This is a genomic window from Rathayibacter sp. VKM Ac-2927, assembly GCF_022815525.1.
GTDB lineage: Bacteria > Actinomycetota > Actinomycetes > Actinomycetales > Microbacteriaceae > Rathayibacter > Rathayibacter festucae.
This window is the reverse complement of record NZ_JALGRT010000002.1, coordinates 61,218-76,310: the sequence shown is the minus strand read 5'-3', so window position 1 is coordinate 76,310 and position 15,093 is coordinate 61,218. Positions and strand designations below refer to the sequence as shown.

The following is a 15,093-nucleotide window of genomic DNA, read 5'->3' as shown; positions in this document are numbered from 1 at the left end:
GCTGTCGTGAGAGGTCGGTCACACGACGTTACGCAGGGGCAACGGGGGCGAAACCGCGCCTGCCTACGGTGGAGCCCATGACATCCCGAGGAGCGATCCCCACCGGCCCCCGACGCGTGCTCGTCGTCGGCGCCGGCCCCGCCGCCCACCGCCTGGTCGACGCGCTCGTCGCCCGCGCCGGCGCCACCGCCCTCGAGATCACCGTCTTCGGCGAGGAGTCGCACCACCCCTACGACCGCGTCGCCCTCTCGAAGCGCCTCGAGGGGATGACCGACCTCACCCTCGGCGACGGCGCGCTCTGGGAGTCGGCGACGCTCGTCACCTCCTCCCGCGTCGTGGCGCTCGACCCGGAGCACTGCCGCGTCCAGCTGGCCGACGGCCGCTGGTTCGAGGGCGACGAGATCGTGCTGGCCACCGGCTCCTCCGCCACCGTGCCGCCGATCGAGGGCGCCGAGCACGGCCGCGTCTACCGCACCCTCGAGGACGTCGACGGCCTCGTCGCCGACCTCGCCGCCTTCCGCGCTCGCCGCGGCCGCCCGGCGAGCGTGGTCGTCGTCGGCGGCGGACTGCTCGGCCTCGAGGCCGCGGGCGGCGCGCACCGGCTCGGCGCGCGCACCGCGCTGATCCACTCCGGCCGCTGGCTGATGAGCGCCCAGCTCGACGAGGGCGCGGGGCAGGCGCTCGGCCGCATCATCGCGGCGCAGGGCGTCACCCTGCACCTCGGCAACCGCCCCACCGCCGTCCTCACCTCGCCGCAGGGCACCGTGCTCGGCGTCACGATGACCGACGGCACCAGCATCGGCGCCGACATGGTCGTCTTCTCGATCGGCATCACGGCGCGCGACGAGCTCGCCCGCGCGGTCGGGATCGAGGTCGCGCCCCGCGGCGGCGTCGTCGTCGACGAGGCCTGCCGCACCAGCCGCCCGCACGTCTGGGCGATCGGCGAGGTCGCCGCGATCGACGGCCGCACCGTCGGCCTCGTCGCCCCGGCCAACGCGATGGCGGAGGTCGTCGCCGACCGCCTGCTGGGCGGCGACGCCACCTTCCCGGGCGTGGACGACGCGACCAAGCTCAAGCTCTCCGGGGTCGAGGTCGCGAGCTTCGGCGACGCGCTCGGCGCGGGGGAGGGGGCGCTCGAGGTCGTCTACGCCGACCCCGCCCGCGGGCTCTACCAGAAGATCGTCGTCTCGGACGACGCGCGCACCCTGCTCGGCGGCATGTTCGTCGGCGACGCCGGTCCCTACTCCTCGCTCCGCCCGCTGCTCGGCCGCGAGCTGCCCGCGGAGCCCAGCGCCTACCTCGCGGCGGCCGGCGGCGAGGTGCCCTCGGGCGACCTGCCCGACGACGCGCAGCTCTGCTCCTGCAACAACGTCTCGGTGGGCGACGTCCGCCACGCCATCGGCGAGGGCTGCACCGAGCTCGGCCCGCTGAAGGCCTGCACCCGCGCCGGCACCCAGTGCGGCTCGTGCGTGCCGCTGGTGAAGAAGCTGCTCGACACCGAGCTGACCCGCGCCGGCGTCGAGGTGTCGCGCGCGCTCTGCGAGCACGTCTCGCTCAGCCGGAGCGAGCTGTTCGAGTCCGTCCGGATCCTCGGCCTGTCCTCGGCCGAGCAGGTGATGGAGCGCTTCGGCTCGGGGCTCGGCTGCGACGTCTGCAAGCCCGTCATCGCCTCCGTGCTCGCGACCCAGACCAACGGCTACATCCTCGACGCCGGCCAGGCGCCGCTCCAGGACACCAACGACCGCGCGCTCGCCAACATGCAGAAGGACGGCACCTACTCCGTCGTCCCGCGGGTGCCGGGCGGCGAGATCACGCCGGCGAAGCTCAAGGTGATCGCGGAGGTCGCCGAGCAGTACGGCCTCTACACGAAGATCACCGGCGGCCAGCGGATCGACATGTTCGGCGCCCGCCTCGAGCAGCTCCCCGAGATCTGGCGGATCCTCGTCGACGCCGGGATGGAGTCGGGCCAGGCCTACGGCAAGTCGCTGCGCACCGTGAAGTCCTGCGTCGGCTCGACCTGGTGCCGCTACGGCGTGCAGGACGCGGTCGGCATGGCGATCTTCCTGGAGGAGCGCTACCGCGGCCTGCGCTCGCCGCACAAGTTCAAGCTCGGGGTCAGCGGCTGCGCCCGGGAGTGCGCCGAGGCGCGCGGGAAGGACATCGGCGTGATCGCGACCGACACCGGCTGGAACCTCTACGTCGGCGGCAACGGCGGCTACCAGCCGGCCCACGCGCAGCTGCTCGCCCAGGACCTCGACGACGAGACGCTCGTGCGCTACATCGACCGCTACGTCATGTACTACGTCCGCACCGCCGAGCGCCTGCAGCGGACCGCGCGCTGGCAGGAGGACCTGCCCGGCGGCCTCGACCACGTCAAGGAGGTGGTCTGCGAGGACTCGCTCGGGATCGCGGCCGAGCTGGAGGCGGCGATGGCGACCCACGTCGACACCTACGTGGACGAGTGGGCGGCGACGCTCGCGGACCCGGACCGGCTGCGCCGCTTCCGCTCCTTCGTCAACGCGCCCGACACCGCGGATCCGCGGGTGAGCACGGTCCGCGAGCGCGGGCAGAGCCGGCCGGCGGGGCGCGACGAGCGCTCGGACGGGCCGGTGCTCGTGGCCGGGACGTCGATCCCGATCGGGCCGGGCGCGGTGTCGGTCGTGGGGCCGTCGGCGTCGGTGCCGGCACCCGCGACGCTCGCGCCGTTCGCTCCCTCCGGCTCCGCCGCGTCGTCCGACTCCGCCGTGGCCGGATCGGAGGCGTGATGCAGCTCTCCGTCGATCTCACCGGCCGCCGCGTCCTCGTCGTCGGCAGCGTCGTCGGCACCCGCCGCGTCCTCGCCCGCTACCGCGCGGCCGGCGCCCTCGTGGAGCGCTGGGACGCGGACGACGCGCTGTGCCTGCGCCTCGCCTCCGCGTCGCTCCTGCCCGCGGCCCGTCCCGCCCTGATCGCCTGGGTCGAGGGCGCAGCGTCCCTCCGCGCGGCCGCGGCCGCGGAGGCCGCCCGCCATGGCGTCTGGGTCGTCGACGAGGCGCCCGCCGCACACCGCCGCATCGGGCACGTGAGCATCGTCGGCGGCGGACCCGGCGACCCCGAGCTGATGACGCTCGCCGCGCACCGGGCCCTCCGCGAGGCCGACGTCGTGCTCTTCGACCGCCTCGGCCCGCACGACGGCCTCGCCGACTGGGCGCCCGGCGCCGAGCTGATCGACGTCGGCAAGACCCCCGGCCACCACGCCGTCCCGCAGCACGAGATCGAGCGGCTGATGGTCTCCCGCGCGCTCGACGGGCTCGAGGTCGTCCGGCTGAAGGGCGGCGACCCGTTCGTCTTCGGCCGCGGGTCGGAGGAGGTGCGCGCCTGCCGCGTCGCCGGCGTGCCGTTCACGATCGTTCCCGGTGTCACGAGCGCGATCTCGGTCCCCGCCGCCGCCGGCATCCCGGTCACCCACCGCGAGGTCAGCCGCGCGTTCACCGTGGTCTCGGGCCACGCACCCTTCAGCGAGGAGGAGCTCGGGCACCTGGCCGGGCTCGGCGGGACCCTGGTCGTGCTGATGGGCGTGAACACGCTCCCGCACCTCGTCGCGGGGCTGCAGCGCGCCGGGATGGCCGCCGGCATGCCGCTGGCGATCGTCGAGCGCGGCTGGTCGCACGCCCAGCGCACCACGATCTCCTCGGTCGGCGGGGTGCTCGGCCTGCTCGCCGAGCTGGCGCCGCGCTCGCCCGCGGTCATCGTCATCGGCGAGGTCGTGCGCCAGGCGGCGTGCGATGATGCTCAGGATCCCGAGAGCATCGCCCGCGCGGTCGATGCGCTCACCCTGTGACCGCCCGAGGGGGCCGCTGATGACCGGCACCGAGGCGAGCGGCGAGGCGACCGGTGCTGTCGCGAGCGCCGCCCCCGGCGCCGACGGATCCGACGCCGACGCCGCATCGCCCGGCTTCCGGCCCGACCAGCTCGTCGGCTTCCGCATCGGCGTCACCTCGGACCGCCGCTCCGAGGACCTGATCGCCGCCTTCGAGCGCCGCGGCGCCGACGTCACCCACGCCCCCACCATCCGGATGCGCGGCGTCGACACCGAGGGCGTCCTCGAGGCGGAGACCCGCGCGATCGTCGCCGCGCGCCCCGACGTCCTGCTCGCGACCACGTCCTACGGCATGCGCCGCTGGCTCGAGGCGGCCGACGCCGCCGGCCTCGGCGACGACCTGACCGACGCGCTCTCGGACGCCCGGATCCTCGTCCGCGGCCCGAAGGCGCGCGGGGCCGTCCGCGCCGCCGGCCTCGACGACCACGGCATGAGCGAGCGCGAGACCACCACCTCCCTCGTCGACCTCGCCCTGCGCGAGGGCGCCGCCGGCCGCACCGTCGCCGTCCAGCTGCACGGCTTCACCGACCCGGCGCAGCTGCAGCGCCTCACCGACGCCGGCGCGACCGTCCTCACCGCCGCCCCCTACCGCTGGAGCGCGCACGAGGACTCGGCCCGCGTCCTCCGCCTGATCGAGGCGATCTGCTGCGGCGGCCTCGACGCCGTCACCTTCACCAGCGCGCCCGCCGTCGAGGCGCTGTTCACCGTCGCGGAGGCGGCCGGCCGGCTGGACGAGCTCCAGGCCGCCTTCCGCGAGACCGTCGTCGCGGCCGCCGTCGGCCCGGTCACCGCCGCGCCCCTCGTCGAGGCGCAGATCCTGCCGATCGTCCCCGACCGCTTCCGGATGGGTGCGCTCATCCGCCTCACCTGCGAGCACCTCGAGCAGTCCGCCCCCCGCATCGACACCGACTACGGCCCCCTCGAGCTGCGCGGCCGGCACGCGGTGCTCGCCGGAACGCGCGTCGCCCTCACCCCCGTCGCCCTCGCCCTCTTCCGCACCCTGGTCGCCGCCGAGGGCGCCACCGTCGCCCGCTCCGTCCTCGCCGCCGCCGCCCCCGAGCCCCTCGACGACCACGCCGTCGACGTCGCCATCAGCCGCCTCCGCCAGGCCCTGCCCGAGCCGCGCCTGGTCGCCACCGTGATCAAGCGCGGCTTCCGCCTGTCCACCCCCACGTAGGCCCGCGGGTCTCCGCACGGCGATCCGCGGCGTTGTCGTCGGTTGCGATACCGCCGGTATCGCGCCCTCCTCCGCCTTGCGGCTCACCGCGCGGAGGCCCGCGGGCGGTTCGGCTTCCGCACGGCCGCCTGCGGCGTTGTCGTCGGTTGCGATACCGCCGGTATCGCGCCCTCCTCCGCCTTGCGGCTCACCGCGCGGAGACCCGCGGGCGGTTCGGCTTCCGCACGGCCGCCTGCGGCGTTGTCGCGGGAACCATCGGACGCGCGATGGGGTCTGCACGTCTACCTTCGCCCCGTTCGGGTCCATTTGCGCGGGCCGGGTCCGTCGAGTGGACGCATGCGGGGGTGTGCGCACGAGGCGGACCCCATGTCGCGTCTCTTCGAGGAGGCGGCAGCGGATCGATCCGCGAGTGGACGCATGCCGGGGCGTGCGCGAGTGGCGGCCCCCTGTTCGTGTCCTCTCGTGCGGCGCGTGGCAGGCGAGTGGACGCAGAACGGGCTGTGCGCGCACGCCGGAGGCCGGTCGGCGTCTGTTCGTGGAACTGCTCGCGAGGCGATCTGCGAGTGGCCCTGGCGGTCGAGTGCAGTCAGCGCGACGGGCGCCAGCCGCCGGCCAGCAGGGCGCGGCGGACGCGGTCCGTGCAGCCGGCGAGGTCCGCGTCGAAGGAGGCGGAGGCGATGCGTACGACGGTCCACCCCACGGCGGCGAGGCGCTCGTAGCGGATCAGATCGCGGTCCCACTGCGCGCGGTCGGTGCGATGGTGGTCGCCCTCGTACTCGACGACCACCCGCCATCGGCGGAACAGCAGATCGACCCGCCCGATCCTCCCGTCGGCGTCGACGAGCTCCGCCTGCAGCTCGGGCTCGGGGAGACCGGCGGCCGCGAGCGCGAGGCGCAGGAGGGTCTCGCGGCGCGACTCCGCACCCTCGCGGACGAGCTCCAGCGCATGTCGGACCGCGCGGGCCCCGCGTCCCTCGTGACCCTCGACCCGCCTCCGCAGCTCGCGCAGCGGAACCCACGGCCGCCCCGGCTGAGGCCGGACAGGGACCAGCACCAGCGCGTCCCCGACGGCGACGAGGTCCTCCAGCGACAGCATCGAGGCGAGCTGGAGGAAGAGACTCGCTCCGTCCGCGAGGAGGAGCCCGCCGCGGCGGACGGCGCGCAGCCGGGGGTCGCCGAGGGAGTGGCCGACGAGACCGCGTCCGCGCGGCGCATGGGCCGGCGGCCGCACCGCGACGTGCAGCGGCTCGCCGGGCGGTTCCCGCGGCAGATCGAGCGGCCACAGCCGGGCGGCGGTGATGCCGCAGAAGACCGATCCGTCCATGACGGTCGCGTAGGCGCGAGCGCGCTGCACCACGGTCACGGCCTGGCCTCGGGGAACGCGGACTCCCCGGAACGGCGCCTCGAGATCACTCGCGCGCAGCCGCTCGATCCCGACCCCCGCTGCCAGCGCTTCCTGCACCGAGAACGCCCGCCCCGCGAGCGCGGGAGGGAGGGGTGCGGGCCGCGGCATCGCGCCATCCTGCCCGAGGGCTGGAGATACCCGCTCTCGTTCTCCACAGGAGGCGAGCGAATGGCCGCGGAAGGGGTCCTGGGTCACGCGCAGACCCCATCGAGCGTCCATTCGCGGTCTGTTCGGGGCCGGGCGCGCCGCTGCCAGACTGGAGCGCATGAGCAGCGGAGCCCGCAGAGTGATCATCGCGCCCGACTCCTTCAAGGGGTCGGCGACCGCAGTCGAGGTGGCGGAGGCGCTCGCCGAGGGCTGGCGCGGCGTGCGGCCGGACGACGAGCTGGTGCTCGCTCCGATGGCCGACGGCGGCGAGGGCACGGTCGACGCGTTCGCGGTCGCGGTGCCGGAGGCGCAGCGCCGCACGCTCACCGTGGTCGGGCCCGACGACCGCCCCGTCGAGACGGCCTGGCTGCTGCTGCCGGACGGCACCGCTGTGGTCGAACTCGCCTCCGCGAGCGGCATCACGCTGCTCGATCCGCTGCGCCCGCTCACCGCGCACACCCGCGGCTTCGGCCGGGCGATCGCCGCCGCGCTCGACGCCGGCGCCCGCGCGCTGCTGCTGGCGATCGGCGGCAGCTCGTCGACCGACGGCGGCGTCGGGGCGCTGCGCGAGCTCGGCGCGCGCTTCCTCACCGTCTCCGGGCACGACCTCGGCGACGGCGGCGGCGCGCTGCACGAGCTCGCGGTCGTCGACCGGCACGCCCTGCGGCCCGTCCCCGCGGGCGGCGCTCGCATCCTCAGCGACGTCACCAACCCGCTGCTCGGCGACTCCGGAGCCGCGCACGTCTTCGGGCCGCAGAAGGGCGCGACCCTCGACGACGTGCTCCGCCTCGACGACGGCCTGCGCCACCTCGCGGCGCATCTCGACGCGGATCCGGAAGAGGCCGGCACCGGCGCGGCCGGCGGCACCGGCTTCGGCCTGCTCGCCTGGGGCGCGCGCCTGGCCCCCGGCTCGGCCGCGGTCGGCGAGGCGCTCGGACTCCCAGCCCTCGTTGCGGGCGCGGACGTCGTGCTCACGGGCGAGGGGCGCTTCGACGCGCAGTCCATGGCCGGCAAGGTCCCCTCCTACCTGCTCGGGCTCGCGGAGGCGGCGGGCGCCCGCACGATGCTGGTCGCCGGGGCGATCCAGGCGCCGACCACCGCGTTCGCCGCGGCGGGCTCGCTCACCGAGGCGGCGGGGTCGGCGGCCGCCGCGATCGCCGACCCGCTGCCGCACCTGCGGACCGTTGCGGCGGAGCTGGCGCGCCGCGCGTCCTGACGGCGCGCGGCGGCGGGTGTCGGCCCTGCCGGTGCGGCTGCCCGAGTACCCGTGGTGGTGCGTGAGGGCTGCGCGGAGGCCCCGCCGAGGCCGCCCCGGCGGCGCCTGTCCGCACCCGCGGGTGTCGGTGGTCGGCCGTAGCGTCGAGCCATGGACCTCGCAGCACGCCGACCCCTAGATGTAGTGGTCGACGTGCGCCCCGGCACCCGCATGTCGGGCATGCCGACACGCCGGGGAGCGTTGTACCCAGGGAACGGATCGCGACTGTCCACAGCGGTGGATAACTCGGGAAGATCCGCGTCCTTCCGCGGGTCCGCGGGCCCCGGCCTGTGGATGGATCGGGGGAGGACCGGTGGATAACTACACGGATGTAACTACTACTCCTAGTGGGCTGCCGCCGGGCCGCCCACTATATGTAGTATTGCTGAGCAGGTCGGGCCGAGAGGCCCACCGGCACCGCCGCCCGGTCTCCGAGCGCCCCGCACCACTCCACATCAGAACTCCCCACGACCGCCTCCCCGCCCGCCCGGACCCCGGCGCGGCACCGGATCCGGCCCTCGGGACACCTCCTTCCGAAAGGACGACACCCATGGCTGTGACGGTCTACACCAAGCCCTCCTGCGTGCAGTGCACCGCGACCTACCGGGCCCTCGACAGCAAGGGCATCGACTACGAGATCTTCGACCTCTCCGTCGACGAGAAGGCCCTCGACGCCGTCAAGGCCCTCGGCTACCTCCAGGCGCCGGTCGTCATCACGGACGACGATCACTGGTCCGGCTTCCGCCCCGACAAGATCTCCGCTCTCTGAGGCCCACGGGCGGCGATTCGCGGCGTTGTCGTCAGTCGCCGTAGCGCCGCTACGGCTCCTTCCTCCGCCTTGCGACTCACCACCCGTGGACCTCAGAGAGGTCCGGTGGAGTGAGGGCTGAGCTGGTCAGGAGCACACAGCTTCGCCGGTCCGGGTGCGCAGGTTCTGCCCCGGGCCGGCGGAGGATCCGCGGGAGCGGGTCCGCAAGCGCCCGCGAGGGCGGACGACGGAAGGACGGGGGAGGCGCGCGATGAGCGGACTCGTGTACTTCTCGAGCAGCTCGGGCAACACCCACCGCTTCATGCAGAAGCTCGGGCGGCCCGCACAGCAGATCCCCCTGCACTCCCGGCGGGACGGCGCCGCGGTCGACACGCTCCACGTCGACGAGCCGTACGTGCTCGTCCTCCCCACCTACGGCGGGGGCAACGGCGGGGGAGCGGTCCCCAAGCAGGTCATCCGCTTCCTGAACGTCCCGCGCAACCGCGCCCTGCTCCGCGGGGTCATCGGCGCCGGCAACACCAACTTCGGCGAGGCCTACTGCCTCGCCGGCGACATCATCGCCCGCAAGTGCGAGGTGCCGCATCTCTACCGTTTCGAAGTATTCGGCACACCCGACGACGTCCGCGCCGTCGACGAAGGATTGGACTCGTTTTGGACGCAGCAGTGATCGACGCCCCCCGGGACGCCGCGCAGATGGACTACCACTCGCTCAACGCGATGCTGAACCTGTACGGCCCGAACGGGGAGATCCAGTTCGACAAGGACCGCGAGGCGGCGCGCGAGTACTTCCTGCAGCACGTCAACCAGAACACCGTCTTCTTCCACTCCCTCAAGGAGCGCCTCGACTACCTGGTCGAGAAGGAGTACTACGAGAAGGCCGTCCTCGACCAGTACTCGTTCGACTTCATCCAGGAGCTGAACGACCTCGCCTACTCGAAGAAGTTCCGCTTCGCGACCTTCCTCGGCGCCTTCAAGTACTACACGTCGTACACGCTGAAGACCTTCGACGGGAAGCGCTACCTCGAGCGCTTCGAGGACCGCGTCGTCATGTCCGCCCTCGGCCTCGCCCAGGGCGACGAGAAGCTCGCGATCGCCCTCGTCGAGGAGATCGTCGCCGGCCGCTTCCAGCCCGCGACCCCCACCTTCCTCAACACGGGCAAGGCGCAGCGCGGCGAGCTCGTCTCCTGCTTCCTCCTCCGCATCGAGGACAACATGGAGTCGATCGCCCGCGGCATCAACTCCGCGCTGCAGCTCTCCAAGCGCGGCGGCGGCGTCGCCCTCTCGCTCTCCAACATCCGCGAGGCCGGCGCGCCGATCAAGCAGATCGAGAACCAGTCCTCGGGCATCATCCCCGTGATGAAGCTCCTCGAGGACAGCTTCAGCTACGCGAACCAGCTCGGCGCCCGCCAGGGTGCGGGAGCGGTGTACCTCTCGGCGCACCACCCGGACATCCTGCGCTTCCTCGACACCAAGCGCGAGAACGCGGACGAGAAGATCCGCATCAAGACGCTCTCCCTCGGCGTCGTCGTACCCGACATCACGTTCGAGCTCGCGAAGAACAACGAGGACATGTACCTCTTCTCCCCGTACGACGTCGAACGCGTCTACGGCCTGCCCTTCGGCGACATCTCGATCTCCGAGAAGTACCGCGAGATGGTCGACGACCCGCGCATCAAGAAGACCAAGATCTCGGCGCGCGAGTTCTTCCAGACCATCGCGGAGATCCAGTTCGAGTCGGGCTACCCCTACATCGTGTTCGAGGACACGGTGAACAAGGCGAACCCGATCAAGGGCCGCATCAACATGTCCAACCTGTGCTCCGAGATCCTCCAGGTCAACACCCCCACGACCTACAACGAGGACCTCTCCTACAACAGCATCGGCAAGGACATCTCCTGCAACCTCGGCTCGCTGAACATCGCGCTGACGATGGACTCGCCCGACTTCGGCCGCACCATCGAGACCGCGATCCGCGGCCTCACCTCGGTGTCCGACCAGTCGCACATCACCTCGGTGCGCTCGATCGAGGACGGCAACGACAAGTCGCACGCCATCGGCCTCGGCCAGATGAACCTGCACGGCTACCTCGCCCGCGAGCGGATCCACTACGGATCCGAGGAGGGCATCGACTTCACCAACATCTACTTCTACTCGGTGCTCTTCCACGCCCTGCGCGCGTCGAACAGCATCTCCATCGAGCGCGGCACCACCTTCGAGGGCTTCGCCGACTCGAAGTACGCCTCGGGCGAGTTCTTCGACACCTACACCGAGAAGGAGTGGGCGCCCGCCACCGAGCGCGTCTCCCGCCTCTTCTCCGAGGCCGGCATCGCCGTCCCCACCCAGGACGACTGGCGCGCGCTCAAGGCGTCGGTCATGGAGCACGGCATCTACAACCAGAACCTGCAGGCCGTCCCGCCGACCGGCTCGATCTCGTACATCAACAACTCGACGTCCTCGATCCACCCGATCGCGTCGAAGATCGAGATCCGCAAGGAGGGCAAGCTCGGCCGCGTCTACTACCCGGCGCCGTTCATGACGAACGACAACCTGGAGTACTACCAGGACGCGTACGAGATCGGCTACGAGAAGATCATCGACACCTACGCCGCGGCGACGCAGCACGTCGACCAGGGCCTCTCGCTGACGCTGTTCTTCAAGGACACCGCGACCACCCGCGACATCAACCGCGCGCAGATCTACGCCTGGCGCAAGGGCATCAAGACGATCTACTACATCCGTCTCCGCCAGCTCGCGCTGGAGGGCACGGAGGTCGACGGCTGCGTCAGCTGCATGCTGTAACGTCCCCCGTCGATCCCCCGACAGTCTCGAACGACCTATCCGCACGAAGAAGAGATCATGACTCCCCCTGAGAAGCTCAAGCTGGTCAGCCACGTCGACGCCATCAACTGGAACCGCATCCAGGACGACAAGGACGTGGAGGTCTGGAACCGCCTGACGAGCAACTTCTGGCTGCCCGAGAAGGTCCCGCTGTCCAACGACATCCAGTCGTGGAACACGCTGACCCACGACGAGCAGCAGCTCACGATGCGCGTGTTCACGGGCCTGACCCTGCTCGACACCATCCAGGGCACGGTCGGCGCCGTCTCGCTGATCCCCGATGCGCTCACCCCGCACGAGGAGGCCGTCTACACGAACATCGCGTTCATGGAGTCGGTGCACGCGAAGTCGTACTCCTCGGTGTTCTCGACGCTGTCGAACACCCAGGACATCGACGAGGCGTTCCGCTGGTCGGTCGAGAACCCGAACCTGCAGAAGAAGGCGTCCATCGTCATGGACTACTACCGCGGCGACGACCCGCTGAAGCGGAAGGTCGCCTCGACGCTGCTCGAGTCGTTCCTCTTCTACTCGGGCTTCTACCTGCCGATGTACTGGTCCTCGCGCGCCAAGCTCACCAACACCGCGGACCTGGTGCGCCTGATCATCCGCGACGAGGCCGTGCACGGCTACTACATCGGCTACAAGTTCCAGAAGGGACTCGAGCTGGTCGACCAGGCCAAGCGCGACGAGATCAAGGACTACACGTTCTCGCTGCTCTACGAGCTCTACGACAACGAGGCGCAGTACACCCAGGACCTCTACGACCAGCTCGGCCTGACCGAGGACGTCAAGAAGTTCCTGCACTACAACGCCAACAAGGCCCTGATGAACCTCGGCTACGAGCCGATGTTCCCCAAGCAGGTCACCGATGTGAACCCCGCGATCCTGTCGGCCCTCTCGCCCAACGCGGACGAGAACCACGACTTCTTCTCGGGCTCCGGCTCCTCCTACGTGATCGGCAAGGCCGTGAACACCGAGGACGAGGACTGGGACTTCTAGGCGTCGACACCACGTCCCGGCCTCCACGGCGAACGGCTCCTCCCCTCCCGGGTGAGGAGCCGTTCCTCGTTCCCGGGATCACTCAGTGGTCAGAGCTTGAGGAGCGCCGAGCGGATCGCGGTGAGCAGTGCGGGGGCGTGGACGGTGATCGTCGCCCAGAGGCGATCGTTGTCGAGGGCGGCGTAGTTGTGTGCGGCGATGTTCCTCGTCGCTCGCAGGCCTGCGACGTCCTGCGCGGGCAGCTGCCCGATAACCTCCGAGGGCAGATCGCGGTGGACGAGATCGGCGAGATTGATCAGCGCTAGAGCGCCGATGTCGCGTCCGTCCGAGTCCGCCGCGAGGAACTCGTCACGGCCGTCGCGTGCGGCCCTCTCCATCCTGGAGCTGAGGCGATCGACTTCGACGACCAGGCGCTGAGTCTTTCCGTCGTCGTCGTCTGGACGTCGCGGACGCGCGCTGAAGCCGTTCACAGCGCTACCGCCTCTTCTCGGATCGCCCGGACGACGTCGTTGTCGGAGTCGTCGACGACCACGTCGACGGGGAAGCCGAGCAGCTCCTCCGCCCTGCCGCGGAAAGCTGCTAGTCCGAGGTAGTCGACGGCGAGATCGGCGGTGACGAGCAGGTCGACGTCGCTGCGCTCGTGATCGGTGCCGCGGACCGTGGAGCCGAAGACGCGGACGTCGTGCAGTCCGTGCTCGCCGGCGAGGTCCCGGACCTGGTCCGCGAGCAGCTCGAGAGCCAGCGAAGGACGCAACCGGGCGGCCTGCAGGATGCGGGCGAGCAGTTCCGGGCCGGCTCGCCGCGCGCCTGTCTCAATCGCGGCGAGATTCGACTGCTGGAGCCCTGAGGCTCGCGCGAGCGCGCTCTGCGACATGCCGATGTCCTCGCGAGCGCGGCGGACCACAGCGGCGGTGTCGAGCGAGTTCGTCTGCACGAGGTGATGCTAGCAAGTCGATATCACTCTGATATCACGTCGCGTCAATCGAGCGGCAGCCGCATCAGCACGCGCGGGAAGCCGTTCAGCACGGAGGTGGTGTCCGCCGCCTGCGAGAAGCCGGCCTTCTCGAAGAGGGCGCGGGTGCCGACGTAGGCCATCGTCTGCTCGACCTTCGCGTCGGCGTTGTCGACGGGGTAGCCCTCGATCGCCGGGGCGCCGTGCGCGCGAACGAAGTCGACGGCGCCCGCGAGCAGGGCGTGCGAGATCCCGCGCCTGCGGAAGCCGGGGCGGACCCGGATGCACCAGACGCTCCAGACGTCGAGGTCGTCGACGTGCGGGATCCTGCGGTTCTTCGCGTAGCTGGTGTCGGCGCGGCGGTGCACGGCGGCCCAGCCCGCCACCTCGCCGCCGTCGTAGGCGAGGACGCCGGGCGGGGGATCCTCGGCGACGAGCTCGCGCATCCGCTCGCCGCGGGCCGTACCCCGCAAGGCGTTGTTCTCGGTGGAGGAGAGCAGCCGGTAGCTCAGGCACCAGCACACACTCGCGTCGGGCTGCTTCGGGCCGTTCATCGTCGCCAGGTCGTCGAAGACGGTGGCCGGACGCACCTCGATCGTCATGGCGGCAGCCTCCCACCGCGGCCTCTCCCCGGCAAGGCGCGCGATTCACCACTCCGGCGCATGAATCGCACCAGCACCCCCTGTTGGACGGCGCACAGGCGGCGCCCGTACCGTGGTCGAGGTATCCAACGAAGGAGCACTCCCTTGAAGCACGTCCCCCTCGGCGCCTCCGGCCTCGACTCCCCGAACGTCGTCCTCGGCCTCATGCGCATCCCCGACATGACCGACGACGCCATCCGCGACCTCGTCCGCACCGCCCGTGACTCCGGCATCGACTTCTTCGATCACGCCGACGTCTACGGCGGCGAGCTGCACCGCTGCGAGGAGCGCTTCGCCGAGGCGCTGGCGCTCACTCCGTCCGAGCGCGAGCAGGTCGTCCTGCAGACCAAGGCAGGCATCGTCGGCGACGGCCCGTACTTCGACTTCTCCTACGAGCACCTGATGCAGTCGGTCGAGGGCTCGCTGAAGGCGCTGCGCACCGACTACATCGACGTGCTCCTGCTGCACCGTCCCGACGCGCTGGTCGAGCCCGACGAGGTCGCCCGCGCCTTCGACGAGCTGCACGCCGCCGGCCAGGTCAAGCACTTCGGCGTCTCCAACCAGACGCCGTACCAGATCGAGCTGCTCAAGAAGTCGCTGAACCAGCCGATCGTCGCGAACCAGCTGCAGCTCTCGATCACGCACTCGCCGATGATCGCGCAGGGCGTGGCCTCGAACATGATCGCCGAGGACCAGTCGGTGATGCGCGACGCGGGCATCCTCGACTACTGCCGCCTCAACGACATCACGGTGCAGGCCTGGTCGCCGTTCCAGAGCGGCTTCTTCACCGGCGTCTTCCTCGACAACCCCGAGTACGGCGAGCTGAACGCGGTCCTCGACCGCCTCGCCGCCCAGTACGACGTCCCGCCCCTCGCCGTCGCGACCGCCTGGATCACCCGCCACCCGGCGAAGATGCAGGTCGTCCTCGGCACGACGAACGAGCAGCGCGTGCGCGATGCAGCCCTCGGCTCCGACCTGCCGCTCACGCGTCCGGAGTGGTACGAGCTGTTCCGCGCCGCGGGCCACATCGTCCCCTAGAGCTCCCACCCCG

General features: G+C 71.5%; 13 protein-coding genes. 9 read left to right on the top strand and 4 right to left on the bottom strand.

The features are described 5' to 3' along the window. The first annotated feature begins 77 nt into the window (after window positions 1-77). From nirB to MT353_RS05575, 3 genes are read left to right on the top strand one after another with little or no spacing between them, the layout of a single operon-like run. Entirely contained in the window at window positions 78-2,765 is a 2,688-nt protein-coding gene (nirB, locus tag MT353_RS05585; protein ID WP_243623813.1) for a nitrite reductase large subunit NirB, read from the top strand. Further along, on the top strand, window positions 2,765-3,820 hold the full coding sequence (gene cobA, locus MT353_RS05580; RefSeq protein WP_243623812.1) for a uroporphyrinogen-III C-methyltransferase: 1,056 nt from the start codon (window positions 2,765-2,767) through the stop codon (window positions 3,818-3,820). The genes nirB and cobA overlap by 1 nt, the downstream gene beginning before the upstream one ends. A 19-nt stretch (window positions 3,821-3,839) precedes the next feature. Beyond that, window positions 3,840-5,036, top strand: coding sequence for a uroporphyrinogen-III synthase (locus MT353_RS05575; RefSeq protein WP_243623811.1), 1,197 nt, complete (start codon window positions 3,840-3,842; stop codon window positions 5,034-5,036). A 586-nt stretch (window positions 5,037-5,622) separates the two neighbouring features. Here the strand turns inward: MT353_RS05575 and MT353_RS05570 are convergent. Next, window positions 5,623-6,549, bottom strand: a complete 927-nt coding sequence (locus MT353_RS05570; RefSeq protein WP_243623810.1) for an endonuclease domain-containing protein — start codon at window positions 6,547-6,549, stop codon at window positions 5,623-5,625. A 157-nt stretch (window positions 6,550-6,706) separates the two neighbouring features. Between MT353_RS05570 and MT353_RS05565 the strand changes: the two genes are divergently transcribed. From MT353_RS05565 to nrdF, 5 genes are all read left to right on the top strand, one after another. Further along, on the top strand, window positions 6,707-7,804 hold the full coding sequence (locus MT353_RS05565) for a glycerate kinase (RefSeq protein WP_243623809.1): 1,098 nt from the start codon (window positions 6,707-6,709) through the stop codon (window positions 7,802-7,804). A 589-nt stretch (window positions 7,805-8,393) separates the two neighbouring features. Further along, window positions 8,394-8,612, top strand: a complete 219-nt coding sequence (gene nrdH, locus MT353_RS05560; RefSeq protein WP_123447771.1) for a glutaredoxin-like protein NrdH — start codon at window positions 8,394-8,396, stop codon at window positions 8,610-8,612. A gap of 250 nt (window positions 8,613-8,862) precedes the next feature. Then, window positions 8,863-9,279: a class Ib ribonucleoside-diphosphate reductase assembly flavoprotein NrdI gene (nrdI, locus tag MT353_RS05555; protein WP_123447770.1), complete on the top strand. Its 417-nt coding sequence runs from the start codon at window positions 8,863-8,865 to the stop codon at window positions 9,277-9,279. Window positions 9,280-9,305: 26 nt separating this feature from the next. Continuing rightward, complete coding sequence (gene nrdE / locus MT353_RS05550; protein ID WP_123447869.1) at window positions 9,306-11,411, top strand: class 1b ribonucleoside-diphosphate reductase subunit alpha; 2,106 nt, start codon at window positions 9,306-9,308, stop codon at window positions 11,409-11,411. A 57-nt stretch (window positions 11,412-11,468) separates the two neighbouring features. Beyond that, window positions 11,469-12,449: a class 1b ribonucleoside-diphosphate reductase subunit beta gene (gene nrdF / locus MT353_RS05545; protein WP_123447769.1), complete on the top strand. Its 981-nt coding sequence runs from the start codon at window positions 11,469-11,471 to the stop codon at window positions 12,447-12,449. 89 nt (window positions 12,450-12,538) lie between these two features. Here the strand turns inward: nrdF and MT353_RS05540 are convergent, their stop codons facing one another. The 3 genes from MT353_RS05540 to MT353_RS05530 all read right to left on the bottom strand — a co-directional run bounded on the left by MT353_RS05540 (window position 12,539) and on the right by MT353_RS05530 (window position 14,003). Further along, a complete protein-coding gene (locus MT353_RS05540) occupies window positions 12,539-12,826 on the bottom strand; it encodes a HepT-like ribonuclease domain-containing protein (protein ID WP_243598395.1) in 288 nt (95 codons plus the stop codon). Window positions 12,827-12,915: 89 nt separating this feature from the next. Beyond that, window positions 12,916-13,383 (bottom strand): XRE family transcriptional regulator, encoded by a 468-nt coding sequence (locus MT353_RS21890; RefSeq protein ID WP_243623808.1) that lies wholly within the window; start codon window positions 13,381-13,383, stop codon window positions 12,916-12,918. A gap of 44 nt (window positions 13,384-13,427) precedes the next feature. After that, on the bottom strand, window positions 13,428-14,003 hold the full coding sequence (locus tag MT353_RS05530) for a GNAT family N-acetyltransferase (RefSeq protein WP_243623807.1): 576 nt from the start codon (window positions 14,001-14,003) through the stop codon (window positions 13,428-13,430). Between the two features lie 144 nt (window positions 14,004-14,147). Between MT353_RS05530 and MT353_RS05525 the strand changes: the two genes are divergently transcribed. After that, the gene (locus tag MT353_RS05525) at window positions 14,148-15,080 is read left to right on the top strand and encodes an aldo/keto reductase (protein WP_279400574.1); all 933 of its coding nucleotides are present in this window, start codon (window positions 14,148-14,150) and stop codon (window positions 15,078-15,080) included. The last annotated feature ends 13 nt before the right edge of the window (window positions 15,081-15,093 follow it).